Source organism: Mesorhizobium sp. WSM4823 (genome assembly GCF_055811195.1).
The window spans coordinates 330,144-352,223 of sequence record NZ_JBVVQL010000001.1; the positions used below are offsets into that span (position 1 = coordinate 330,144).

22 protein-coding genes and 1 pseudogene are annotated in these 22,080 nt (G+C 62.1%); 16 read left to right on the forward strand and 7 right to left on the reverse strand.

Annotated features, from left to right (window positions below):
- Positions 1-235 precede the first annotated feature (235 nt).
- The 4 genes and pseudogenes from mntR to AC0L26_RS01625 all read left to right on the forward strand — a co-directional run bounded on the left by mntR (position 236) and on the right by AC0L26_RS01625 (position 3,657).
- Positions 236-688 carry a manganese-binding transcriptional regulator MntR gene (mntR, locus tag AC0L26_RS01610; RefSeq protein WP_473631516.1) on the forward strand — a complete coding sequence of 151 codons (453 nt, stop codon included), beginning with the start codon at positions 236-238 and terminating at the stop codon, positions 686-688.
- A 96-nt stretch (positions 689-784) separates the two neighbouring features.
- Positions 785-973, forward strand: coding sequence for a hypothetical protein (locus AC0L26_RS01615; RefSeq protein WP_292397183.1), 189 nt, complete (start codon positions 785-787; stop codon positions 971-973).
- Positions 974-1,305: 332 nt separating this feature from the next.
- Positions 1,306-2,238 carry a KPN_02809 family neutral zinc metallopeptidase gene (ypfJ, locus tag AC0L26_RS01620; protein WP_473630946.1) on the forward strand — a complete coding sequence of 311 codons (933 nt, stop codon included), beginning with the start codon at positions 1,306-1,308 and terminating at the stop codon, positions 2,236-2,238.
- A gap of 152 nt (positions 2,239-2,390) precedes the next feature.
- Positions 2,391-3,657: pseudogene (locus tag AC0L26_RS01625) on the forward strand (TCR/Tet family MFS transporter).
- A gap of 48 nt (positions 3,658-3,705) precedes the next feature.
- Here the strand turns inward: AC0L26_RS01625 and carA are convergent.
- Positions 3,706-4,911, reverse strand: a complete 1,206-nt coding sequence (gene carA / locus AC0L26_RS01630) for a glutamine-hydrolyzing carbamoyl-phosphate synthase small subunit (protein ID WP_473630947.1) — start codon at positions 4,909-4,911, stop codon at positions 3,706-3,708.
- A gap of 264 nt (positions 4,912-5,175) precedes the next feature.
- Here carA and AC0L26_RS01635 point away from each other — a divergent pair, with 264 nt between their 5' ends.
- Positions 5,176-5,625, forward strand: a complete 450-nt coding sequence (locus AC0L26_RS01635) for a GatB/YqeY domain-containing protein (protein WP_473630948.1) — start codon at positions 5,176-5,178, stop codon at positions 5,623-5,625.
- Positions 5,626-5,696: 71 nt separating this feature from the next.
- Here the strand turns inward: AC0L26_RS01635 and AC0L26_RS01640 are convergent, their stop codons facing one another.
- On the reverse strand, positions 5,697-6,155 hold the full coding sequence (locus AC0L26_RS01640; RefSeq protein ID WP_473631517.1) for a DUF1801 domain-containing protein: 459 nt from the start codon (positions 6,153-6,155) through the stop codon (positions 5,697-5,699).
- A 179-nt stretch (positions 6,156-6,334) separates the two neighbouring features.
- On the opposite strand from AC0L26_RS01640, the gene AC0L26_RS01645 reads away from it, so the two are divergent.
- Positions 6,335-7,225, forward strand: coding sequence for an arginase family protein (locus tag AC0L26_RS01645; RefSeq protein ID WP_473630949.1), 891 nt, complete (start codon positions 6,335-6,337; stop codon positions 7,223-7,225).
- Between the two features lie 13 nt (positions 7,226-7,238).
- On the opposite strand, the gene AC0L26_RS01650 is transcribed toward AC0L26_RS01645, so the two are convergent.
- Complete coding sequence (locus AC0L26_RS01650; RefSeq protein ID WP_473630950.1) at positions 7,239-7,691, reverse strand: DUF1801 domain-containing protein; 453 nt, start codon at positions 7,689-7,691, stop codon at positions 7,239-7,241.
- A gap of 137 nt (positions 7,692-7,828) precedes the next feature.
- Between AC0L26_RS01650 and AC0L26_RS01655 the strand changes: the two genes are divergently transcribed.
- Positions 7,829-8,386: a GNAT family N-acetyltransferase gene (locus tag AC0L26_RS01655; RefSeq protein ID WP_473630951.1), complete on the forward strand. Its 558-nt coding sequence runs from the start codon at positions 7,829-7,831 to the stop codon at positions 8,384-8,386.
- Between the two features lie 39 nt (positions 8,387-8,425).
- Here AC0L26_RS01655 and AC0L26_RS01660 read toward each other — a convergent pair whose 3' ends face one another.
- Positions 8,426-9,274, reverse strand: coding sequence for an SDR family oxidoreductase (locus tag AC0L26_RS01660; protein ID WP_473630952.1), 849 nt, complete (start codon positions 9,272-9,274; stop codon positions 8,426-8,428).
- 113 nt (positions 9,275-9,387) lie between these two features.
- Here AC0L26_RS01660 and AC0L26_RS01665 point away from each other — a divergent pair, with 113 nt between their 5' ends.
- Positions 9,388-10,281 (forward strand): LysR family transcriptional regulator, encoded by an 894-nt coding sequence (locus tag AC0L26_RS01665; RefSeq protein WP_473630953.1) that lies wholly within the window; start codon positions 9,388-9,390, stop codon positions 10,279-10,281.
- 23 nt (positions 10,282-10,304) lie between these two features.
- On the opposite strand, the gene AC0L26_RS01670 is transcribed toward AC0L26_RS01665, so the two are convergent.
- The gene (locus tag AC0L26_RS01670) at positions 10,305-11,486 is read right to left on the reverse strand and encodes an MFS transporter (protein WP_473630954.1); all 1,182 of its coding nucleotides are present in this window, start codon (positions 11,484-11,486) and stop codon (positions 10,305-10,307) included.
- 134 nt (positions 11,487-11,620) lie between these two features.
- Positions 11,621-13,285 (reverse strand): Na/Pi cotransporter family protein, encoded by a 1,665-nt coding sequence (locus AC0L26_RS01675; RefSeq protein ID WP_473630955.1) that lies wholly within the window; start codon positions 13,283-13,285, stop codon positions 11,621-11,623.
- Positions 13,286-13,672: 387 nt separating this feature from the next.
- On the opposite strand from AC0L26_RS01675, the gene AC0L26_RS01680 reads away from it, so the two are divergent.
- The 6 genes from AC0L26_RS01680 to AC0L26_RS01705 all read left to right on the forward strand — a co-directional run bounded on the left by AC0L26_RS01680 (position 13,673) and on the right by AC0L26_RS01705 (position 20,279).
- On the forward strand, positions 13,673-14,062 hold the full coding sequence (locus AC0L26_RS01680) for an RcnB family protein (protein WP_473630956.1): 390 nt from the start codon (positions 13,673-13,675) through the stop codon (positions 14,060-14,062).
- A gap of 155 nt (positions 14,063-14,217) precedes the next feature.
- Positions 14,218-16,161, forward strand: coding sequence for a DNA primase (dnaG, locus tag AC0L26_RS01685; protein WP_473630957.1), 1,944 nt, complete (start codon positions 14,218-14,220; stop codon positions 16,159-16,161).
- Between the two features lie 372 nt (positions 16,162-16,533).
- Entirely contained in the window at positions 16,534-18,555 is a 2,022-nt protein-coding gene (rpoD, locus tag AC0L26_RS01690; protein WP_095488943.1) for an RNA polymerase sigma factor RpoD, read from the forward strand.
- Between the two features lie 205 nt (positions 18,556-18,760).
- Entirely contained in the window at positions 18,761-19,054 is a 294-nt protein-coding gene (locus AC0L26_RS01695; RefSeq protein WP_473630958.1) for a GYD domain-containing protein, read from the forward strand.
- Between the two features lie 90 nt (positions 19,055-19,144).
- Positions 19,145-19,780, forward strand: a complete 636-nt coding sequence (locus AC0L26_RS01700; protein ID WP_354487146.1) for a sulfotransferase family 2 domain-containing protein — start codon at positions 19,145-19,147, stop codon at positions 19,778-19,780.
- Between the two features lie 118 nt (positions 19,781-19,898).
- Positions 19,899-20,279, forward strand: a complete 381-nt coding sequence (locus AC0L26_RS01705) for a thiol-disulfide oxidoreductase DCC family protein (protein ID WP_473630959.1) — start codon at positions 19,899-19,901, stop codon at positions 20,277-20,279.
- 78 nt (positions 20,280-20,357) lie between these two features.
- Here the strand turns inward: AC0L26_RS01705 and AC0L26_RS01710 are convergent, their stop codons facing one another.
- Entirely contained in the window at positions 20,358-20,615 is a 258-nt protein-coding gene (locus AC0L26_RS01710) for a DUF2798 domain-containing protein (RefSeq protein ID WP_473630960.1), read from the reverse strand.
- 271 nt (positions 20,616-20,886) lie between these two features.
- Here AC0L26_RS01710 and AC0L26_RS01715 point away from each other — a divergent pair, with 271 nt between their 5' ends.
- Both AC0L26_RS01715 and AC0L26_RS01720 read left to right on the forward strand, forming a co-directional pair.
- A complete protein-coding gene (locus AC0L26_RS01715) occupies positions 20,887-21,558 on the forward strand; it encodes a PadR family transcriptional regulator (RefSeq protein WP_473630961.1) in 672 nt (223 codons plus the stop codon).
- A 204-nt stretch (positions 21,559-21,762) separates the two neighbouring features.
- Positions 21,763-22,053 carry an HlyU family transcriptional regulator gene (locus AC0L26_RS01720; protein ID WP_473630962.1) on the forward strand — a complete coding sequence of 97 codons (291 nt, stop codon included), beginning with the start codon at positions 21,763-21,765 and terminating at the stop codon, positions 22,051-22,053.
- The last annotated feature ends 27 nt before the right edge of the window (positions 22,054-22,080 follow it).

Below are 22,080 nucleotides of genomic sequence, written 5' to 3' on the forward strand. Positions count from 1 at the left end.
ATTTTCCGCTGGATCGGCTACGTTGCCGTTCTATCTAGGTCAGGGTTGAAAATTATGCAATATGCTATAATTCATTGTGTGTGCTTTTGAGGACCCCTTGCCGGCGGGGCGAGGGGAGCGGGATCGCTGGTTGCGTCCGCCGTCGAATGCAAATAAACGGCCAGAAGAATGGAAGCCCCGTGCTATGAATGTGCAAACGCCGGTGCATCCGCCGACGATCGAGGAGGAGCGCATATTGGCGCTGAAGAACAGACCGGTTCCACGCGAAAAGCTGCCTGACGCCGAGATTCACTCGGAGGGGTTCAGGCAGACGCGCGAAGCGCGTCGCAGCGCGCTGGTCGAGGATTACGTCGAACTCATCGCCGACCTGATCGAGGACGGCAACGAGGCGCGCCAGGTCGATATCGCGGCGCGGCTCGGCGTCGCCCAACCGACCGTGGCCAAAATGCTGACGCGGTTGTGTGCGGATGGGCTCGTTTCCCGGAAACCCTACCGGGGCGTGTTCCTGACGGATGCCGGCCGCAAGGTCGCGGAAGAGAGCCGCATTCGCCACCAGACGGTGGAAGCCTTCCTGCGCTCGCTCGGCGTCAGCGCCGAAACGGCGCGTATCGATGCCGAGGGCATCGAGCACCATGTCAGCGCCGAGACGCTTGAAGCGTTTCGCAAGGCAATGACGGCGACACGCTGAGTTTACCGCCATTGTCGACAGCCCTGCCGGAACCGCCGCGTTGCCGCTGCGTTTGAGATCGTGCCACGCGATTGGCGCGAGGCCGAGGAGGATACGATGGGCGTTGAACAGGCACCGACACCGAAGGGCAAGCAAGCTGCCAAGGGATTGAAGCAAGCTGCGGCGAAGGACGAGCGCAAGACGGAAGCGGAAACCGGGCATCAACTGAGGAAAGGTGCGGCCCGCTTCGATGAGCGCTCGAAGAGCTCGGACGGAAAGAGCGCCGGTGCCAAGCAGAAGATCTGAGCGTAACACCCATGACCCGGAAAGGCGCCAACAAAGTGTCCGCGAGCAGCGTGGCGCCCGCACCAGCGGGAGCATAGCGACGCGCCGGGATCGATTCTCTGCATGCGCACGACGCCGGAGCCGCGCCGCACCATTCGCTCGATTGACGCCGACAACCCTCATGTTGCGGCCCGTCAGCCTTTGCGCAGCGTGCCGTGACGGCTGCAGCGCTGCGAAGCGCCCTTCATGCGAAAAATGCTGTGACTTGATGCAGCCGTTGGGATATTTGTTGTCGGGTCCGGTGAGCCGAGACACGGTTCGATAGACCGGAAATATATTACGGGGGATTCGCCATGCTCTGGAAGGGTCGTCGTCAAAGTGACAATGTCCAGGACCAACGTGGTCAGAGCGGTGGCGGGTTCAACCTGCCTGGCGGCAGGCCCGGCCAGTTTCGCATCCCAATCGGCGGACGCGCCGGCGGCGGCGGCATTTCTACCATCGTCATCCTGGTCGTGGTGTTCTTCGCGCTGAAGGCCTGCGGCATCGACCCCATGCAGATATTGGCTGGCGGCGACGGCGGCCTGCTGCCGGGCGGCGGCGGCCAGATCACCGACAACAGCGGTGCGCAGGGCACAGGTGCGCCGGCCTCCGACGAAATGAAGCAGTTCGTCTCGACGGTCCTGGCCGAGACCGAGGATACCTGGAGCGGCATTTTCCAAGCCAACGGCCTAACCTACGAGGACCCGAAGCTGGTTCTGTTCAGCGGACAGATCCGATCGGCCTGCGGCTTCGCCTCTTCGGCAGCCGGTCCGTTCTACTGTCCCGGCGACCGCAAGGTCTACCTCGACACCACCTTCTTCCAGCAACTCGACCGACAGTTCGGCGCTTCGGGCGATTTCGCCCAAGCCTATGTGATCGCGCACGAAGTCGGCCACCACGTGCAGAACCTCACCGGCATCCTGCCCAAGTTCAACCAGATGCGCCAACAGATGGGCGAGGCCGAAGCCAACCATATGTCGGTGCAGGTCGAGCTTCAGGCCGATTGCTTCGCCGGCGTCTGGGCGCATTTCACCGGGCAAAAAGGCATCCTGGAACAGGGTGACATGGAAGAGGCGCTGAACGCGGCCCAGCAGATCGGCGATGACACGATGCAGAAGAAGATGCAGGGCTATGTCATTCCGGAAAGCTTCAACCATGGCACGTCGCAGCAGCGGCAGACCTGGCTGGCGCGCGGCTACAGGAGCGGCAAGCTTTCGGATTGCGATACGTTCAACACCCCGATCTGAAGCGCTTGGTTTTCTCGCTGATCTGACGGCGGCATTGCCGTCAGGGAATGTCAGGATGGAAACATCGTCGGCGTTCCCTTATTGTTCCAGGCGATGCACTCACCTATAAGGTGCCTTCGCCTTCGCCCCGGGCGGCCCGAGGAGATATCATCATGATCGATCCCAAAACCGCCAAGCGGGGTCTTGCGCTCGTTTTCACCACGCTGCTGCTCGACATTATCGGCTTCGGCATGATCATGCCGGTGCTGCCGGCCTATCTCAGGGTTGACTGGCGTCGACGCTAGCGAAGCCGCGATCGAAGGTGGCTGGCTGTTGTTCGCCTATGCGGCGATGCAGTTCGTTTTCGCACCGGTGATGGGCGGGTTGAGCGATCGGTTCGGACGACGGCCGATCCTGCTCGCCTCCGTGCTCACCTTCTCCATCGACAATCTGATCTGCGCCATTGCCTGGTCCTACCCGATGCTGTTCATCGGCCGGGTGCTGGCCGGCATCAGCGGTGCCAGCTATTCGACGACATCCGCCTTCATCGCCGACATCTCGACCGATGAGAACCGGGCGAAGAATTTCGGCCTGCTCGGCATCGCCTTCGGCGTCGGCTTCGTCATCGGGCCGGCTCTGGGTGGGGTGCTCGGCACGTTCGGGCCGCGCGTGCCGTTCTATTTCGCTGCCGGGCTTGCTTTCGTTAACTTCCTGATCGCGCTGTTTTTCTTGCCGGAAACGCTTGATGACAGGCACCGTCGCCGCTTCGAGTGGAAACGCGCGAATCCGGTTGGCACGCTCATCCAGATGCGCAGTTACGAAGGCATCGGCTGGATCGGCCTTGTCTTCTTCCTGATGACGCTTGGGCACATGATGTATCCGGCGGTCTGGTCGTTTGTGTCCAATTACCGCTATGGCTGGAGCGAACAGCAGATAGGCTTCTCGCTTGGCGCCTTCGGCCTGTGCGGGGCGATCGTCATGGCGACGGTGCTGCCGCGCGTGATCCCCAAGCTTGGCGAGTGGAGGACGGCGGTAATCGGTCTGGCGTTTACCGCCCTCAGCGCCTTCGGCTACGCCTTCGCCTGGCAAGGCTGGATGATCTATGCGGTGATCGTCGTCGGCTGCCTCGAAGCGTTGGCCGATCCGCCGCTCAGGAGCCTCGCCGCCGCCAAAGTGCCGCCTTCGGCGCAAGGCGAACTCCAGGGCGCGATGACTTCAATCTTCTCGATCACCTCGATCATCACGCCGCTGCTTTATACGGCGATCTTTTCCTGGTTCACGGGGCCGAACGCGCCCGTGACCTTCGGTGGCGCGCCCTATCTGCTCGGCGCGATTTTCCTGACGCTGGCGCTCATCGTCTTCATCACGAAAGCGGCCAAACCGACGCCGCAGGAAGCCGAGCGCATGCATGCGCAGGAAGCGGTGACTGACACGGCTTGAACGGCGCGACGCGCGCCTCGGTCCTTCCACTGCTTGGCTGGTTTGCCGCTAAGCCCGCTCCGCCAGCAATTCCTCGCCGCGCTTTTCACGGATGAGGTTGACGAAGCGGCGGAACAGATAGTGCGAATCCTGTGGGCCGGGCGAGGCTTCGGGATGATGCTGGACCGAGAACACCGGCCTGCCTGTCAGGGTGATGCCGCAGTTCGAGCCGTCGAACAGCGAGACATGGGTCTCTTCGACGCCGCTTGGCAACGAGTCGGCATCGACGGCAAAGCCGTGGTTCATCGAGACGATCTCGACCTTGCCGGTGGTGTGGTCCTTGACCGGATGGTTGGCGCCGTGATGGCCCTGATGCATTTTGGCGGTCTTGCCGCCCAGCGCCAGCGCCAGCATCTGGTGGCCGAGGCAGATGCCGAAGACCGGGATGTCGGTCTTGAGCAGGTCGCGGATAACAGGAACGGCGTAGTCGCCGGTGGCTTCGGGATCACCGGGACCATTGGAGAGAAAGATGCCGTCGGGCCGCATGGCCAGGATCTCCTCGGCGCCGGTGTTGGCCGGCACCACGGTGACCTTGGCGCCAAGACCGGCAAGCAGGCGCAATATGTTGCGCTTGACGCCGTAGTCGATGGCGACGACATGCATGGACGGATCGGTCTGTTCGCCAAAGCCCTCGTCCCAGACCCAGGGCGTCTCGCGCCAGACCGAGGATTGGCCGGACGTGACGTCCTTGGCCAGATCGAGCCCGATCAGGCCGGACCAGGCGGAGGCCTGGCGCTTCAGATCATCGACGTCGAAGATGCCGTCCGGCGCGTGAGCGATGACGGCGTTCGGCATGCCCTTTTCACGGATCAGCGCGGTCAGTGCGCGAGTGTCGATGCCCGAAAGCGCTACGATGCCGCGTTTCTTCAGCCATTGGTCGAGACCGGCTGCGGCACGATAGCTGGACGGATTGGTCACGTCGGCCTTGAACACGGCGCCGACGGCGCCGGCGCGGGCAACCGGGTTGAGATCCTCGATGTCCTCGTCATTGGTGCCGATATTGCCGATATGCGGAAAGGTGAAGGTGACGATCTGGCCGGCATAGGACGGATCGGTGAGGATTTCCTGATAGCCTGTCAGCGCGGTGTTGAAGCAAACCTCAGCAACGGCGGAGCCGGTGGCGCCAAGACCGCGACCCTCGATGACGGTGCCGTCGGCCAGCACCAGCAAGGCGGTCGGCTTCTCAGTGGCCCAGGGGGCAGTCATCGTTGCCATGGCGGCACTCCTAAAGGGCTGCGCCCTTCGATCGGCGCAGCAAACCGCGCGCAGCGGCGATTTCGCAGCCAGCGAGCGCAACAAAAATTCAGTTCATGCAAGGCCCAGTACATAGGATAAGGCGCCAGAGCGGTCAATGCGGCCATGCCGAACGGCATCGATTTATTTCATTGAACGATATCAGGCATTTGCCGGTCAGTGCCGAATTTGCCTTGGGCTTTTGGCAAGGCTATTGTCCGCGCCACATTCGAAGGAGAAAGCATCATGCGCGGCAAAATCGCCGAATCCCTGAAGAGCGCGATGAAGGCGCAGGACAAGCGGCGGCTGCCGACCTTGCGGCTGATCCAGGCGGCCATTCACGATCGCGACATCGCCAATCGCGGCGCCGGCAAGGAGCCGGCAAGCGATGACGAGATCCTGCAGATACTGGCCAAGATGGTGAAGCAGCGCGAGGAGTCGGCCAAGGCGTTCGACGACGGCAAGCGGCCGGAGCTTGCCGCGCAGGAGCGCGACGAGATGGCCGTTATCCGGGACTTCCTGCCGACGCAACTGGGCCAGGCCGAGACCGAAACGGCAATCCGCGCCGCCATCGCCGAGACCGGCGCCAGCGGCGTCAAGGACATGGGCAAGGTGATGGCCGTGCTCAAGGAGAAATATGCCGGCCAGATGGATTTCTCCAAGGCGAGCGGCATCGTCAAGGGACTGCTGCAGTAGGGATTTTCCCGCTGCAGCGATGTCATAAGTCGTGGGGAGCGACCGCGAGGAGCCAGCCCGCCGGATGATCCTCAAGTGCTCTTCGATCTCTTCTGAGAGCGGGTGGTAGCTCGCACCGACATGTTCAGTGCCACGGCGGCGCGAATGAGCGCCTTCAATGCCTCTTCATCGATCTTGTCGCCCTCATGGATATCGATGGCGCGTCTGGTGTTGCCTTCGAGGCTGGAGTTGAAAAGGCCTGAAGGGTCCTCCAGCGAAGCACCCTTGGCGAATGTCATCTTCACGACATTCTTGTAGGTCTCACCGGTGCAGATTATTCCCGCGTGCTCCCACACCGGAACCCCTCGCCACTTCCATTCCTCGACCACTTCGGGGTCAGCCTGCTTGATGAGGCTTCGGACCCGAGCGAGCGTCTCGCCCCGCCAATCGCTCAGCTCGCTGATTCTCGCATCTATCAACCGAGAGGGAGCGTCTCCTCCTTCTGCTTCCTTCGAACCGCTCTTCTTCGTGGCTGCTGTCGCTTTGGTCATATTGGTCCCAGTGGCTTGTGCACGTTCGGCGTCTGGCGTCTCACGACGGCATAGATGCGGCGAGCCATTTTCCATTCGGGCGAAGCGCCCGGCTCGCGACAAACTCTCGACGCCGAGGAGGAACCTTCCTCCCTCCGGACACGTTTTGCAACGAAGATCATACGAAAATGGAGCATCGATTGGCGGCGCGTGTGTTGAACATTATCGGCGCCACCACCAGCGCTGGCGCCTATTCGCCGGGGCAGGAACAGGCCCCTGCGGCCTTTCGGCGACACGGGCTTGCAGAGGCGCTCGCGAGCCGAGGCAGAACCATCACGGATCAGGGCGATGTTGCATCGTTTAGGTGGCGGCCGGATCCCTCGCGGCCGCAGGCCATGAACCTGGAGGCCGTGCGCGACGCCTGTGACTTGGTCGCAAGCCATGTGGCGACGGCGATCGCAGCGCAGGAAGACGTGCTTGTTTTAGGCGGCGATTGCACTGTGGAGCTGGGAACCGTCGCCGGAGCGAACGCCGCCGACGCGCGGATTGGACTCGTCTACATAGACTTCGACGCCGATCTCAACACGCCCGACACGAGCGATGGCGCCTTGGACTGGACCGGTGTCGCGCATCTGCTGGATATTCCCGGGTGCGAGCCTGCGCTCGCCAGGCTCGGCCCGACCTGTCCGATGCTCGTGCCTCGGCAGCTTCTCTATTTCGGCGTTGAGAATATCACTGCGCCCGAAGGCATCACGATGCGGGATTATGCGATTGAGGCAATATCGCGCGAGGAAGCGTTGAGCGATATCGACGCGGCGGCGACGCGCGCGGCCGAATGGGCGGCGCGCTTTGATTGCGTGCTCATTCACCTCGATGTCGATGTACTCTCCTTTATCGATTTTCCGGTTGCCGAGAATGTGCGCCGTTGCGACGGTCTCAAACTGGAGCAAGCCGCCTTCGTGCTGAAGCGGTTGACCGCCCTGCCGCAATGGCGCGGCCTGACCATCACAGAGGTCAATCCGGCCCATGCGCCAGACGAGTCCACCGCATTCAAACGCTTGAATGAGGTGCTTCTAGACGCCCTTGGCTAGTTCGAGATGCGTCTCACAGCCGTTCGCCGGGCAATTGGCTGGCTTGCTTCACCCAGGCGGCGAACTGAGCTTCGTCGAGCTGGTCCTCATAAACGTCGAGATAGCGCACTTCCTTGTGCTTGGATTCCCCCGGAGGAACCGGACTCAGCGACGTGCCTCGGAAGAAGGTCACTTTGACGTAGCGCGCAAAGACATGGAACGACAGAAACCAGCCCTGGCCCTCGATGCCGTAAAAAGGCGAGTTCCATTTGACTGCCTTGTGCACGCTGGGGACGGTGCGCACGATGATCGCGTCGAGGTGCCGCCCTACGTCGCTTTTCCAGCCCGGCATGGCCGCGATGTAGGCCTGCACGGGAGCATCGCCGTAGCCCTTCGGTATCTGAGGGTTGCCGCCCGAGAGGAGGGTCGGTTTCGTCGCGACCCGCTCGGCGGCCTTCGCCGACTTCTCAGACGTGTTGCCGGCCATTGTGTTCACTCCAATTGGTAGACCTAGTCGATAATGCTTGATTTTAGAAAGCTGCCCCTGAAGGTCAACTTCCTACTCCGATTGATCTCTGCCCAAAGCGATAAGGGCACAGGCAGAGGCGCCAAGGTCGTACGTCAATGATCGAACTCGTCAAACCGGCGCTTGAACATCTGCCGTCCTACAAGGCCGCCCTTGAGCGCGGCTGGTCGCCGGACAATATGCGGCTGATGGAGGCTGTGCGCGAACAGCTTGCGGCCATCGAAAAGGATCCGGTGGTTTTCCTCGCCGGTCTCGACGACCGGGACGCCAAGGGACCCCCAATCCATCTGCCGGACGGATCGACAGTGCCACGCCTGCCGGGATTCCGGCGTTGGATCTGGGATGGCGAAGTCGCAGGCTCGATCGGCTTGCGCTGGCAGCGCGGCACCGCCGAGCTGCCACCGCATGTGCTCGGCCATGTGGGTTATGCTGTGGTGCCGTGGAAGCAGCGGCGCGGCTATGCGACGGAGGCGCTGCGGCTGATGCTCAGCGAAGCGAGGGCGCTCGGCCTGCCCTTCGTCGAGATCACTGCCAAGCTGGGTAATCTCGCCTCACAGAAGGTGGTGCTGGCCAATGGCGGCCAGCTCGTCGGGCGTTTCTTCGAGGACGCTGTCTATGGCGGCGCCGAAAGCTTGCGGTTCCGGATCGAGTTGTAGGAGGCTGATGGGCGTTGGGTCGGCCCTCCGCCTCATCCGTCAGCGGTCGAAATCCATCGACAATGCAGTATCCCTCTGGGCTTCGAGTTCGGCGAGCCTGCCCTGGAGCGCACTGCTGATCGAGGCGTAGGCGGCGGCGCCGAAGGTCAGCCGCCGAGGAGCGGGATTTTGTTCTACGGAGGCGATCATCGTCTCGACCATCTTCTCTGGATCGCCCTTCACTTCGAAGCGGCCTTCGGCAAAAGCCCGGCGCAGGTCACCAACCGGCGTGTTCTCATAGGTAACGGTAGGCTCGGCGCTGACCAGGCCGGCCGCAAAGTTCGTCCGCGTCGGTCCGGGCTCGACGATCGTGAAGGCGATGCCAAACGGCGCGACCTCCTGCCGGGCGGATTCGACAAAGCCCTCAATGCCCCATTTGCTGGCGTGATAGAGGCTGAAACCAGGATAAGCCATCTGCCCGCCCTCCGAGGAGATTTGCAGAATCTGGCCACCGCCCTGGTTCCTCAGATGCGGGAGCACGGCGCGGATGAGCTGGATCGAGCCGATCAGGTTGGTGTCGATCAGATCACGGATCTGGTCGTCACCCAGTTCTTCAGCTGCGCCGAACAGACCGTAGCCGGCATTGCTGACTATGACATCGATGCGGCCCAGATCGTGAAAAGCCTTGTCGACCGTCCGCCGCATTGCCTCGGTATCGGTAACGTCAAGCGAAGCGATCCAAAGGCGATCGCCGTAATCCGCCTTCAGGCCGGCAAGCGCCTCCGGCTTGCGCACGGTCGCGGCCACCCGGTCGCCGCCGGCCAGAAGCCTTTCCGTCAAGAGCCGTCCGAAGCCGGAGGAGGTGCCAGTGATGAACCACGTTCTGGTCGTGGGAGAAATCTTGGTCATGGGAGAAGTCCTTGTTCGCCAAGCCGCGTGATCGCGGCAATCTCCACACAAGATATCCCTCCAAATTATTGGTATCATCCACCCAATCTTGCATGAGTTGATGAAGATTTCCCATGAATGACGGACCCGACCTCCGCGAACTGACCGCACTTGCCGCAATTGTCTCCCGCCGCAGCTTTCGCAAGGCGGCGGACGATCTCGACCTGTCGCCCTCGACGCTCAGCCACATGATGCGGGCTCTGGAGCGAGACATGGGCGTACGCCTGCTCAATCGCACGACGCGCAGCGTGGCGCCGACGGAAGCAGGCGAAAGGCTCGTCGCGCGCCTGCAGCCGCTGTTGCGGGACATAGACGCGGCGCTTGCGGAAGTGGATAACTTCCGCAACCTTCCGGCAGGTACCCTACGGGTCAATTCCAGCGAGATCGCAGCCCGACTGCTGCTGAAATCCGTGATACCGGCTTTTCTTGCGCGATACCCGCAGGTTTCGCTCGATCTCGTCACCGAGGGGAGATTGGTCGATATCGTCGCCGAAGGCTTCGACGCAGGCATCCGCCTTGGCGAGGCTGTGCCGCAAGACATGGTCGCGGTACGCTTCGGCGGCGAGACACGCTTCATTGCCGTCGCGTCGCCTGCCTACCTCGCCGCCCGCCAGGTCCCGAGAGTGCCGGACGACCTGAAGGATCACAGCTGCATCCGATTCCGCCTGCCGAGCGGCAAGCCCTATCGCTGGGAATTCGAGAAGCATGGCCAGGAAATCTCGATCGATGTTCCGGGCACGCTCACTCTCGATCATATGGAACTGATGGCCGAGGCAGCGGTCGGTGGCTTGGGAATCGCTTACATCTCCGACAGGTCTGCCCAGACCTACATCGAGCAGGGAGCGCTCGTCAGTGTGTTGGATGATTGGTGTCCGCCTATTTCCGGCCTATACCTCTACTATCCCGGTCATCGTCTTGTGCCGCCGGCCCTGCGCGCCTTTATCGATGTGCTGAAAGAGACAGGCTAAGGGGCCTATCCGCGCGGTGTCGTCTATTCGGCCGCGGCCGGCAGGGGTGGTGCGGCCTTGCTGCGCCATTCCGAAACATGCGAGGCGAGCGCGACCGCCACAGCGACCAGCATGGCGATCGCGCCAACCACCGGCAGGCTGCGGTAGCCGTAGCCGGCGTTGAGCATGGCGGCGCCGAGTGAGGCGGCCAGCGCGATGCCGACATTGAAGCCCGCCGGGATGAGTGATGAGGCGAGGTTGGAGGCATCCGCCGTCCAGGTCAGGATACGGGTCTGAATCGGCGTTCCGATGGCAAAGCTGAGACCGCCCCAGACAATGATCGCCACCACCATCGGCACCGGGTACGGGCTGACGGCGTAAATGACGGCAAGTGTCACCGCTTGCATGAAAAGCATGGTGATGAGCGACGGCATCAGTTTCCAGTCGGCGAGCCGCCCGCCAAGAAAGACGCCGATCGTCGCGCCGACCCCGTTGAGCAGGAGCACCCAGGGCACCAGGTCCTCGTCGAGGCCAGTGATTTCAAGCAGCGTCGGCGTGATGTAGGTGAACAGGCCGAACTGGCCGATCATCAGCATCAGCATGAGGATCAGCGACGTCCAGACCTGCTGGCGTGCGAGCACGCGAACCTCGCTGCCAAAGCTGACCGACTGGCGCGACGAACCCGTCTTGCGGGGCAGCAGGGCGGTGATCGCTGCGATGGACACCACGCCAAGCGCGCACATCACCCAGAATGTCGCGCGCCACCCCCAGATATTGCCGATCGCCGTGCCGGCCGGCACGCCGATGACATTGGAAACAGTCAGGCCCGACAGGATGAGCGCAACGGCCATTCCACGCTGGTCCTGGCGGACCAGGCCGACCGCCACCACCATCGCGACGCCAAAATAGGCGCCGTGCGCCACGGCCACCGCAATCCGCAACAGCAACATGGAGGCGAAGTCGGGTGCAAGTGCGCAGGCCGCCTGGCCGATGGTGAAGGCTGCGGCTAGGCCGAGCAGCAAGGCCTTGCGAGAAATCGCCTTGGTGGCGAGCGTCAGCAGCGGTCCGCCGACCGCGATGCCGCCGGCGTAGCCGGAGACGAGATAGCCGGCAGTCGGGATGGAGACGCCAAGGCCATCCGCCACCTGCGGCAGCACGCCGGCGATGACGAACTCGGTGGTGCCGAATGCGAAGGCAGCGATGAACAGGGCGATAAGGGGAAGCATGGCGCGGGAAGGCGATCCTTGAATGAGATGGCCTCAAATCACGAACGAGAGCTGCGGGCAATCCAGAAATTATCGACGCCGCTTTAGGTTTTCTTGATCCCACGACAAGGGAGAGGGGAAAACAACGTCAAGGCCTATCCAGCCTTCAGCCGCGAGCCGGTGAGCAAGCCGCGTTCCTCGAGCACGGGATAGGCCATCGAGGCGAGCAGCGAGTTGATCTGCTTCAAGTCGCGGATGGTGTCGAGATGGATCGAGCTGGTCTCGACGCTCTTGGCGGTGCCGTCGCGCAGCCGCACGAAATGGCTGGCGCTGGTCTCCTTCTCACGGTCGCGCAGCCGGTCTTTTTCCAGCACCAGTTGACGGGCGGTCTCCGGATCACGCGAGACCAGCACATTGAAGGCGAGCCGTGCATTGGCGAGTACCAGGGCGTGGAACGCGCAAAGCTCGCGCCAGCCCTCGGGCGTGAACTCCAGCCCGCGTTCGAGCTTCTTCCGGACATGCACCAGCATGTTGCGCACAATGATGTCGCCGACCTGTTCGAGCTTGACGCAGGCGCCGATCAATTCCTGGCAGCGCAGCGCCTCGTCTTCGCTCAGCGGATTTTTGGTGACCTTGGCCAGATAGAGCTTTATCGCGGCGTGCTTTCTGTCGACGCGGTCGTCGAGAGCGGCCAACGCCTTGATCTTGTCGGCGTCGGCACTCTCATAGAGTTCGATGATGCGCTTCAGCATAATCTCGACCGTCTCGCAGACCCGCACCACTTCGCGGGTGGCGTTGGCCAATGCCTGGCTCGGCACGTCGAGGGCACTGTCGTTGAGCGCGGACAGCTCGACGACGTCGAGCGCTTCGGCCGGAACCTGTCTGGTGCCGAGCGCCACGATCTTTTCCGAAGCACGGTAGACGAGACCGGCCAGCGGCAGGCCGGCAACCAGGATCAGGATGTTGAACAGGATATGCGCGTTGACGATCTGGTCGGGCACGGTGGCGCCGAGAAAGGCAACCGGCGGCTTCAACCACAGGAACAGGATCAGCATGGCCAGGGAGCCCATGCCGCGCATCAGGAGATTGCCGATTGGCACGACACGCACGCCCGGCTCCGCGTTGCGGGTGAGCAGCGGCGCGATGATCGACGAGCCGAGATTGACGCCGAGCACCAGCACGATGCCGAGTTCGGGCGGGATGAGGCCGCGGCCGGCTAGCGTCACCATGAGCAGGACCGCGGCGATCGAGGAATGGAACAGCCAGGTGACCAGCGCCGCCAGGAGATAGGCGGTGACCGGGTCGCCGGAGAAGTAATTGACGATGACCGGCATCAGCGTGCTCTGGCGCAGCGGCTCCGACGCCTGGCCGATCATTTCCAACGACAAAAGCAGCAGGCCGATGCCGACCAGGATACGGCCGAACTGGCGCCAGTCGCGCCGCTCGGTGGCCATGAACATGACAGTGCCGGCGACCAGACAGATCGGTACCAGCAGCGACAGATCGAAGGTGAGCAGCTTGACCACCAGCGCCGAGCCGATCTCGGCGCCGCGCACGGCAAGCTGGCCCGACATGCCGCTGACGATGCCGGCGCCGGCGAAGGAGCCGACCAGCAAGGTGACGGCGGTGGAGCTTTGCAGCGCGACCGCCAGGCCGCAGCCGGCCAGAACGGCCATGAAAGGATTGCGCATGGTGGCGCGCAGTTTGTGGCGCAGCACATCGCCATACGCACGCTCGACGCCGGTCTTCACCAAGCGAGTGGCAAACAGCATCAGCGCCACCGCGCCGGCAAGATGCAGCAAAACGACCGAGCCGCTCATATCAGGCTCGCAGCCCAACAGGAGTCAGCGATGCGGGCACCATGACGGCAAAAGCGCAAAAGAGGGTGCGAATCAAGGACATTGCAAGGGTCGATACTACTCCGATTAATTTTAGCCGGATAATAAATTTTGCCCTATTCGGCGGCGGCTGGCACGCGACAGGGCGTGTCGGAAATGGATGGATCGCAAAATGGTTGCATTGCCCGCCGGCTTCCGGTTGGCCGCGCGCCCGAATGCGGGCGACAGCTTCAGATATCCTTTGAAGAGAATGTTGAGTTAGCCAGCCTAAATGTAAGAAATCATTACAAAAACGTAATCTTCATGTTCAGTTTCGGTTCATCCTTCGAGCTCTATTCCTCAGGCATCGACAACCAAGGAGTACCCACCATGAAACGCATCATCCTTTCCGCAGTTGCCCTTTCGATGCTGGCTGCCACGTCCCTGCAGGGCCAGGCAGCGCCGCTGAGCGCGCCGAATGCACCGCATTCGAAATATAGCCAGATCGACTGGAAGAAGTCGGACAAGCATGTCGACGTGAAGAAGCGTGTCGACGTGAAGAGGCGTGTCGTGGTGAAGAAGAAAATTGTGGTGAAGAGGAACCATTGGCGCAACGGCCAGAGATATTCCAGTTGGAAACGCCATCAGCCGATCCGCGACTATCGCCATTATGGCCTGCGTCGCCCCGGCCGCGGCCAGGAGTGGATCCGCGTCGGCAATGACTATCTCTTGGTCAGCGTCGTCTCCGGCATCATCTTCGGCGCGATCGCCGCGCACTGACCGTCAGACGTCGACCGGCACTATGCCGGAATTGGAAAGAAGGCGGCCGGCACCGGCCGCCTTCTTTTGCCCTGTGAAAACCGGGTATGGTGGCGCATTAGGAGTCGTCGGGTTTCGCCGGCGTGACTATATGGAGGGCAAACGAGCCGTTCCCGATGCGCTTTCCACCCGCCTTTCTTGACGAGATACGCGACCGCGTGCCGATTTCATCGGTAATCGGCCAGCGCGTGGCGTGGGACAGGAAGAAGACCAACGCGCCGCGCGGCGACTATTGGGCGTGCTGTCCCTTCCATGGCGAGAAGAGCCCGTCCTTCCATTGCGAGGACAAGAAGGGCCGCTACCACTGCTTCGGCTGCTCGGTTTCGGGCGATCATTTCAAGTTTCTGACCGAACTCGACGGGATGAGCTTTCCCGAAGCGGTCGAGAAGATCGCCGACATGGCCGGCGTTCCGATGCCGGTTCGCGATGCCCAGGAGGAGCGGCGCGAAAAGGAACGCGCCAGCCTGACCGATGTCATGGAGATGGCGACCGCCTTCTTCCAGGATCGGCTGCAGGGACCTGAAGGCGCAAAAGCCCGCGCCTATCTGCGCGACCGCGGCCTGACGCCGGCGACGCAGCAGTCATTCCGGCTCGGCTATGCGCCCGACAGCCGCAACGCGCTGAAGGAGCATCTTGCCGCCAAGGGCGTTCCCAAGGCCGATATCGAGGCATGCGGGCTGGTGCGCCATGGCGACGACGTTCCGGTTTCCTACGACTGGTTCCGCGACCGCATCATGTTCCCTATCCCGGATTCCAGAGGCAAGGTAATCGCCTTCGGCGGGCGGGCGCTGGCGCCCGATGCGCTGGCCAAATACATGAATTCGCCTGACACCGAGCTCTTTCACAAGGGCAATGTGCTCTACAATTTCGCGCGCGCGAAAAAGGCATTGGCCAAGGGCGGCACGGTCATCGCCGTTGAAGGCTACATGGACGTGATCGCCCTGGCGCAGGCCGGCTTCGAGAATGCCGTGGCGCCGCTCGGCACCGCTCTGACCGAAAACCAGCTCGAGCTGCTGTGGCGCATGGCCGGTGAGCCGGTGCTGTGTTTCGATGGCGACCAAGCCGGGCTGAAGGCGGCATGGCGCGCCGCCGACATGGCGCTGCCGGCGGTTCAGGCAGGCCGCTCGGTGCGCTTTGCTCTTCTGCCCGAAGGCAAGGATCCCGACGATCTGGTCAAGGCCGAAGGGCCGGACGCGTTTCGGACCGTGCTGGCCGAGGCGCGGCCTCTCGCCGATCTTTTGTGGGCGCGCGAAACGGCCGGCGGCATCTTCGATACGCCGGAGCGGCGGGCGGAACTGGAAAAGACGCTTCGCGCACTGACCAGCCGCATCCGCGACGAGAGCCTGCGCTACCACTATCAACAGGAAATGCGCGAGCGGGTGCTGAGCTTTTTCGGCGCCCAGCGCGGGCGCCAAGAGCGTCGTCAAGATGGACGGCCCGGCGACCGCTTTCAAGGCAAGGGCTCAGCCCCTGGCGGACAGTTCGCACGCGGCGGCGGTGGACGCACCGCGATCACCGAAAGCCTTGGCCGTTCGGCGCTGGTCAGGCGCGGCAGTGAGGGGATGTCGGTGCGCGAGGCAACGATCATTGCAGCTCTTGTCAATCATCCGACGCTGATCGACGAGAATTTCGCACATGTCGAGTTCCTCGACCTCGCCAACACCGATCTGAAGCTGCTGCATGCAGCCATTCTCGATGCGATGGCGCATGACATGGCCAACGACCGCAATGCGGTGATCGCGACGATCGAACGGGCCGGCTGCGGCGAAATCTGGGCGCGCGTGGTGGCGCTGATCAAGCGGGCGCGGCAATGGCCGGCGCTGGAAACGGCCGGACTTGACGATGCCCGCGACGCCTTCAGCCAGGCGCTCCACTTGCAGCGGAGCGCGCGCACCTTACATAAGGAGCTGAAACAGGCGGAAGCGGCGCTCGCCAGCGATCCCACGGACGAAAATTACCGGCATCTCGTCGAGATACAGGCGCAATTTCGTGATGTGCAAGCAACGGAAGCGCTGATCGAAGGGTTCGGCGTGTCCTCGGGCAGGGCCGGGCGGGCGTAGGTCGAAGCTTACGAAAGAGTGAAAGTGCGGAACCGTGCTTGCGCGTCGAATCAGCCGCGGCGCTTTAAGTCGGGTAATTGATTCGCTTTTTTCATGCGAATCATGCGAGAGGCGCTTGACCTTCTGGCAGAATGACGGAATCAGGACGATTCGAAACGTTAACCCGCGCCGGCGTCGACGGGAAATGCAGCGATGTGAGGTACCGGTCACTGGACAGGCAGTCAGCCTGCCACAGATACCAGGGTTAATCTGGACTTAACGAGAGATGCAGTTACTGGCCCGGGGAAGCGCGTTCGAGAGCGAACGCATCTGATTTAACCGGTACGGCAGCTTACGCGGCTTTGATACTTGGCCGCTTGGAGAAAATAAAGAATGGCGACAAAAGAAAAGGAAGAGGTCGAGACCGAACGCGAAGGCGCCACCGATGGCCCTCTGCTCGACCTTTCCGACGATGCTGTCAAGAAGATGATCAAGGCCGCCAAGAAGCGCGGCTATGTCACCATGGACGAACTGAATTCGGTGCTGCCCTCGGAGGAAGTGACCTCCGAGCAGATCGAGGACACGATGGCCATGCTCTCCGACATGGGCATCAACGTGGTCGAGGACGACGAGCAGGGCGAGGAGCCCGAAGCCGCCGACGCGGCTGCCGACGCCGAGGAAGACGCCAACGAGCTGGCCGAGCAGACCGGCACCGCCGTTGCCGCGACGACCACCAAGAAAGAGCCGACCGATCGCACCGACGATCCGGTTCGCATGTATCTGCGCGAGATGGGCTCGGTCGAGCTTCTGTCGCGCGAGGGCGAAATCGCGATCGCCAAGCGCATCGAGGCCGGCCGCGAGACGATGATCGCGGGACTGTGCGAAAGCCCGCTGACCTTCCAGGCCATCATCATCTGGCGTGACGAGCTCAACGAATCAAAGATCCTGCTGCGCGAGATCATCGACCTCGAGGCGACCTATGCCGGGCCGGAGGCCAAGCAGGCGCCGGTGGTCGAGCGGATCGAGGAAGCCAAGACCGAGGAAAAGCCGCGCCGTTCGCGCGAGGACGAGGACGACATCACCAATGTCGGCGCCGACACGCGCGGTCTGACTGATGACGACGAGGAAGACGAGGACGAGGCGAGCCTGTCGCTGGCAGCGATGGAAGCGGAATTGCGTCCGCAGGTGATGGAGACGCTCGACGTCATCGCCGACACCTACAAGAAGTTGCGCAAGCTGCAGGACCAGCAGGTCGAGAACCGGCTGGCCGCAGCCGGCACGCTGTCGCCCAGCCAGGACCGCCGGCTGAAGGAGCTGAAGGACCAGCTGATCAAGGCGGTGAAGTCGCTGTCCCTAAACACGGCGCGCATCGAGGCATTGGTCGAGCAGCTCTACGACATCAACAAGCGCCTGGTGCAGAACGAAGGCAAGCTGTTGCGGCTGGCCGAAAGCTATGGCGTGCGCCGCGAGGAATTCCTGAAGGAGTATCAGGGCTCGGAGCTCGATCCGAACTGGACGCGCTCGATCGGCAATCTGACCTCGCGCGGGTGGAAGGAATTCACCAAGAACGAGAAGGACGCGATCCGCGACCTGCGTGCCGAGATCCAGAACCTCGCCACCGAAACGGCGATCTCGATCCTGGAATTCCGCAAGATCGTCAACCAGGTGCAGAAGGGCGAGCGCGAAGCCGCGATCGCCAAGAAGGAAATGGTGGAGGCCAATCTGCGCCTCGTCATTTCCATCGCCAAAAAATACACCAATCGCGGCCTGCAGTTCCTCGACCTGATCCAGGAAGGCAATATCGGCCTAATGAAAGCGGTCGACAAATTCGAATACCGCCGCGGCTACAAGTTCTCGACCTATGCGACGTGGTGGATCCGGCAGGCGATCACCCGCTCGATCGCCGACCAGGCGCGCACCATCCGCATTCCGGTGCACATGATCGAGACGATCAACAAGATCGTGCGCACCTCGCGCCAGATGCTGCACGAGATCGGTCGCGAGCCGACGCCGGAGGAACTGGCGGAAAAGCTCGCCATGCCGCTGGAAAAAGTGCGCAAGGTGCTGAAGATCGCCAAGGAGCCGATCTCGCTCGAAACGCCGGTCGGCGACGAGGAGGATTCGCATCTCGGCGATTTCATCGAGGACAAGATGGCGATCCTGCCGATCGACGCGGCGATCCAAGCCAATCTGCGCGAAACGACGACACGGGTGCTTGCCTCGCTTACCCCGCGCGAAGAACGCGTGCTCAGAATGCGTTTCGGCATCGGCATGAACACCGACCACACGCTGGAGGAAGTCGGCCAGCAGTTCTCGGTGACCCGCGAGCGCATCCGCCAGATCGAGGCCAAGGCGCTGCGCAAGCTCAAGCACCCGAGCCGCTCGCGCAAGCTGCGGAGCTTCCTCGACAGCTGATGCGAGGTAACGAATAAGCAATTTAAAGGGCGCTGCGGCGCCCTTTTCGTTTGTGGCAGGGATCGTCTTGCAGACGGTGCGGTTGTTCTTGCAGCGCACCCGCTGCGGGAGGATAATTGCGTGTCGGATGCATTTTCTGGGCGACAAACCCGGATGCCCGCCCCGGCAGTGACGCCGTGCTCCGAGGCCCCGGAGGGAGGTGTGCATGACAAACTATATCGTGCTGATCAACTGGACGGAGCAGGGCGCCAAAAATGTGCGCGAGTCGCCGAAGCGGCTCGATGCCGCCAAGAAGCTGCTGGGAGACATGGGCGGCTCGTTCAAGGCGGTTTATCTCACCATGGGCGAATGCGATATGGTGGCGGTCGTCGAAGCGCCGGACGATGCGGTGCTGGCTCGTTTCTCGCTGATACTGGCGACAGGCGGTAACGTAAGGACGCGGACGCTCAAGGCTTTCCCGGAATTGGCCTATCGCGAAATCATCGCCTCGCTCGGCTGAGGCGCTGCACGGCTATAGACGACGCAAGGCCCGAGCATCGGACGACCAGGCACCGCTTGACGGCGCCCGATCGTCCGATCATGAGGGGGAATGCTGCTTTCGCTCGAAAAGAATTTTATTTTTATCCATATCCCGAAGACGGCCGGGACCTCGGTTACCCGTGCGCTCGGGCCGTGGAGCCTGAAACCAAAGCGAACGCAGTGGCGTCGGCTGCTGTCACACCTTCCCGTGCGCGAAACGCCTCCAAACGTATTCCTCAGGCAGCATGACAAAGCAAGCTGGGTGAAGCACAAGCTGCCGGCAGAGATCTATGACAGCGCCTACAAGTTCGCTGTCGTGCGCAACCCTTACGAACTTGCAGTCTCGACCTATTATTTCCGCCGGGACTATCTCTCCGGCCGGCGCTGGAACAGAGCCCGGGTCTTGGATTTCAAGGCTTTCCTGCGCTATCTCGAACGCAAGAACCGTTTGGTGCGGGTGGACCAGACGAGCTGGATCTCGGACAGTCGCGGAAACCTCATCATCGACGAGGTTTTGCGTTTTGAAACACTGGCCGAGCAATTCAACGCCCTGGTCGAACGGCTCGATCTGCCGAACGAGGTAAAGCTTCCCCGAGCAAACGCCAATGCACCTTACGATTATCGCGCGGTCTACGATGACGAGGCGAAAAGCATCGTGCGGCGGCTCTATTTCAGGGATTTCGAGCGCTTCGGCTACGAATTCTGATTTTTCCAGATGTCCGCAATTCATCGACACGATCGCGACCAGGATGGTCCAAACCGTTGCGGGGCGAAGGCATTTCCCGGATAGTCAGCGCAGCCCCTCAGCTCGGGTCTCGAAACACATGCCCAAGCCTCTGCTGACCATCTGGTACAACACCCGTTGTCCGGTTTGCGACGCCGGCATCGTCAGGCAGAAGCGGCGGCTGATCGAGGCGATCAAGACCGGGCGGATCGCGTTTCGCGACATCAATGCCGAACCGTCGGCGCTGGCCGGATACGACGTGTCGCTGGAGGACATCCGCCGCCGGCTGCATGCAACCGATGCGGACGGCAAACTGCTGGTCGGCGCCGACGTGGCAATTGCCGTCTGGCTGGCAACGCCGGGCGAGGGCTGGCTCGCCGCGCTGTTCGGCAACCGCGCCGCGCTGCCGTTGACGCGCTATGCCTATGATCGCTTCGCCGATCTTCTCTATGCCTGGAACCGGCGCAAAGGCCGCTGGTAAGCGGTATTCGTCCGAAAGCCGCGCGTGGCACCTAATCGAAGGGCCCGGAGATGCTTCCGAGCCCTCGTTATAGGCCGCCTAACTGGTTGCAGGCTCGCACAGCCAGCCGACGATACGGCGCACCGCCGGCAGTACCAGCAGCAGTGTCGGAAACGCCACCAGCCAGGACAGTGCCCAGGCGGTCAGCCAGGTGGCCGGCAGATCGGGCTGCGGCCCAAGGCTTTTCAACGTCGAGATGAACGAGACGATGAAGGTCATCAGCAACGACAACACAAGCGGGCTGACGATTGCCGCATAACGCGCAGGCAACTTCCTGCGCCCGATTTTTATGGTCATTCGGATTTTCCTGAAGTGTCCGGTCTGTCGCATGGCATCCATATCGCCGGTCTTCCGGCGTAACTGCCCGGCAAGGACCGGGGTGGATGCGTTGCTTGACGTCAGACGCTTACGGAACGGTCTTCGACCCTCGCGCACCGTGTAGCCAAGCTCGCTGGCCAAATCAATCCCGCTGGCGTCATTTTCAGATACATCGTAAGATATATCTTGACTCCATCATCTCGCCTGCCTAACTACGACATATCGTAAGATATAACTTAAGGAGCAGACAATGCACGGACATCATCATTTCGGCGAGCGCGCCGAGCGCGTCTTCATGCATATGGCCGGCAAGTTCGGCGGCCGTGGCGGCGGCTTCGGCCCATTCGGGCATGGTATGAGGGGCGGCGGACGCGGCGGGCCAGGCGACATGTTCCGCGCCGGACGCATGCTGGCCGACGGCGATCTCAAGCTGATCACGCTGTCGCTGCTGGCCGAGGCGCCGCGTCACGGCTACGACATCATCAAGGCGCTGGAGGAGCGCACCAGCGGCGTTTATAGCCCGAGCCCAGGCGTGGTTTATCCGACGCTGACCTTCCTGGAAGAGGCGGGCTATGCCGTCTCGTCGGCGGAAGGCAACAAGAAGGTGTTCTCGATCACCGAGGCAGGACAAGCACATCTCAACGACAATCGCGAGATGATCGACCACGTGCTCGACCACCTCGAGCGTTTTGGCCGCAAGATGGCAAAGGCGCGCGATTGGTTCGGCTGGAACGATGATGGCGAGGAGGGCGGACGTCGCGGTCGCGGCCGATCGGAAAAGCGCGACCAATTCCGCGCCGTGCGCCATCGGTTGCGCGCAGCGCTGAGCGAAATCGTCGATGCGTCCGAAGACAAGCAGGCTCAGGCGATGAGCATCCTGGTAGACACCGCCGAGGCCCTCGAGGCGCTGTCACGCCGCTGACGTCCTACCGCATCGGCCCGAAAATCGGAACCGATTTTCGGAAAGCACGATGCGTAGGTACAGAGTTTTAGAGCGCACTTTGTGCGTCCAAGTGGGACGCACGTCGCTCTAATGCGGGCCTTGCCGGTTCCATCAAGGACCGGTAGTAAAAATCACCCTGTGCCGCGCTATGTGGTGCAGGGTGATTGCCGTTGGAGGATACCCATGTCATTTCTGAAGCGTCTTTTCGGTGGCGGTAGTGACGCTGACGAACCGAAAAGTGCCGCCCCGGCAAAGCAGATCGAGCACAAGGGATTCCTGATCAGCGCCACGCCCTACAAGGCGGAAGGCCAATATCAGACCTGCGGCGTGGTTTCGAAGGAGATCGACGGGGTGATAAAGGAACACAAATTCATCCGGGCCGACCGCTTTGCCGGGCTCGACGATGCTGTCGACATCTCGATCAAGAAGGGCATCCAGCTCGTCGATGAGCAGGGCGAGAAGATGTTCGGTTAGCGTGGCAAACGGCGATGTCGCGCGACT